At 72.7% G+C, this 2,343-nt stretch carries 2 protein-coding genes; one reads left to right on the top strand and one right to left on the bottom strand.

All coding sequences use genetic code 11. The annotated features are described in order from the left end of the window. A partial coding sequence (locus tag PKD06_RS18730; RefSeq protein WP_324382820.1) for a CarD family transcriptional regulator occupies positions 1–1,666 on the bottom strand: 1,666 nt, incomplete at its 3' end. A 199-nt stretch (positions 1,667–1,865) separates the two neighbouring features. Here PKD06_RS18730 and PKD06_RS18725 point away from each other — a divergent pair. Then, positions 1,866–2,343, top strand: a 478-nt coding sequence (locus PKD06_RS18725) for an FAD-dependent oxidoreductase (protein WP_324382818.1), incomplete at its 3' end; no start/stop codon positions are given.

Raw genomic sequence — 2,343 nt, 5'->3', positions numbered from 1 at the left:
TATTCTCGACCGGCAGGAAGAGCCGGGCCTCCCCGGCATAGGTGATTTCGAGGCAATCGTGCGGCGCCCCCGCCGCCTCGATCGAGCGCAACCCCTCGAACCGCCCGATCCCGTGATCGACATGGACGACGAGATCGCCCGGCGTCAGCGCGGCGACCTCGGCCAGGAAATCCTGCGGACGCCTCGCGGTGCGCTTCTGGCGCACGAGGCGGTCGCCGAGGATGTCCTGCTCGCCGATGACGGCGAGATCCCCCGCCTCGAAGCCGGATTCGGTGCCCCAGACGGCGAGCACGGCCTTGTTGCGCGGGAGGGCGAGGGTGTCGGCCAGCCGCGCCACGGGCTGCGCGGCGATGCCGTGATCCTCCAGCACGTGGCCGAGGCGCTCGCGCGAGCCCTCGGACCACGCGGCGACGACGACCCGCTTCTTCTCGGCCTGGAGCGCCTTGATATGCTGGGCGGCGGCCTCGAAGACGTTGGCGTTCGGATCGGCCCGCTCGGCGATGAAGTTGCGCCCGCGCCGCGCCTCGAGGTCGATGACGGAGCGATCCCCGCCCTCTGCCTCGGAGAACGGCGTCAGGCGCGCGACCGGCAGGGCGCGCAGGATTCGCGCCCATTCCTCCGGCGAGACGTAGAGCCGGTCGGGCTTGAGCGGCTTGTAGGGCGCCCCGCCCTCCCCCTGGCCCATCGCGGAGGCGCGGGCTTCGTAATAATCCTGCACCTGGGCGAGACGCTCGCCCGCCGCGTCCTCGACCAGCGCGTCGAAGACCACCGGCACGCCCGGCAGGTAGTCGAAGAGCGTGTCGAGCCGCTCGTGGAAGAGCGGCAGCCAATGTTCGAGGCCGGGATAGCGCCGTCCCTCGCTCACCGCCTCGTAGAGGCGGTCGTCGCGCTGCGGGGCGCCGAAGGCCGCGACATAGGCTTGCCGGAAGCGGCGGATCGACTCGGTCGTGATCTGCACCTCGGAGACCGGCACGAGGTCGAGCGAGCGAAGCTGGCCCGTCGAGCGCTGCGTCTCGGGATCGAAGGGGCGGATCGATTCGAGCGTGTCGCCGAAGAAGTCGAGGCGCACGGGCGCGGGCAGCCCCGGCGGAAAGAGATCGACGATGCCGCCGCGCGCGGCATATTCGCCGGGCTCGCGCACGGTGCCCGCGCGCGTCGAGCCGTTGGCTTCGAGCCAGGCGACCAGTTGCTCGACCTTCACCGCATTGCCCGGCGCGGCCGAGAAGGTCTCGGCCGCGATCCTGGCGCGCGGCGGCACGCGCTGGACCACGGCATTGGCCGTCGTCGAGAGGATGCGCGGCTTCTCCTCCGAGGTGCGCGAGCGGGCGAGGCGCGCAAGCGCCGTCATCCGCCCCGAGGTCGCCGTGCTCGTGGGCGAGACGCGGTCATAGGGCTGGCAATCCCAGGCGGGGAAATGCAGCACCTCGATCTCGGGGGCGAGGAACCGCAGCGCGCTTTCCAGCGCCTGGCGGCGCTGACCGTCGCGGGCGACATGCATCAGCACCGCCGCCCCGTCAGCCGTCTGGGACAGGAGCCGCGTGAGGTCGGCGATCAGGAGCGCGTCGAACCCGTCCGGGACGCCGGCGAGCGTCACGCCGCGCCCGCCCTTCAGGATGTCGAGCGCGCGGGCGATCGGGCCCGCAAGGGAGATTTTCGGTCGGGCCATGTCGCATGCGGGCCGCGGGGATGGCGGCCGGTGAAGATGGGTGGGCAACGGAAGAAGCCCGCGGGGCCGAAAGCCGCGCGGGGTCCGCGCCTGTTATAGGGCGGGCGGGCGGCGATGGCGAGCGCCGTTCCCGCGCCGGCCCGAAGATGGCATGAGCGCGGCGGGCCGAATCGCCACCCGGAAGACCTGCGGGACATCCATGAGAATCGCCATCGTCGGCGCCGGGATCGCCGGCCTCACGAGCGCGCTCGCGCTGTCGGGCCGCGGCCACGAGATCACGCTCCTCGAGCGCCGCACGGGATTCGGCGAGACGGGAGCGGGTATCCAGCTCTCTCCCAACGCGACGCGGATCCTCTTCGGCCTCGGCCTCGGCCCCGCGCTCCAGCGCCATGGCTGCGAGCCGGGCGGCATCCGCATCCGCTCGCTCCGGCGCGGCGCCGAGATCGGCCGGGTCGCGCTCGGGGCCACGATGCGCGAGCGGTTCGGCGCGCCCTACCTCGCCATCGCCCGCGCCGACCTGCACACCGCCCTTCTCGATGCGGTGCGGGCGCGCACCGATATCCGCCTCCTCGTCGGCCGGGGCGCGCAGCAGGTCGCGAACGGGGCCGGCGAGGCCGAGATCAGGGGCGAATCGGCGGGGGGGGGGACTGGGACAGAGGACATCATCGAGGATGCTG

Origin of the sequence: Enterovirga sp. (genome assembly GCF_035325185.1) — a bacterium.
Classification (GTDB): Bacteria; Pseudomonadota; Alphaproteobacteria; order Rhizobiales; family Beijerinckiaceae; genus Enterovirga.
This window is presented reverse-complemented; position numbering and strand designations above follow the sequence as displayed.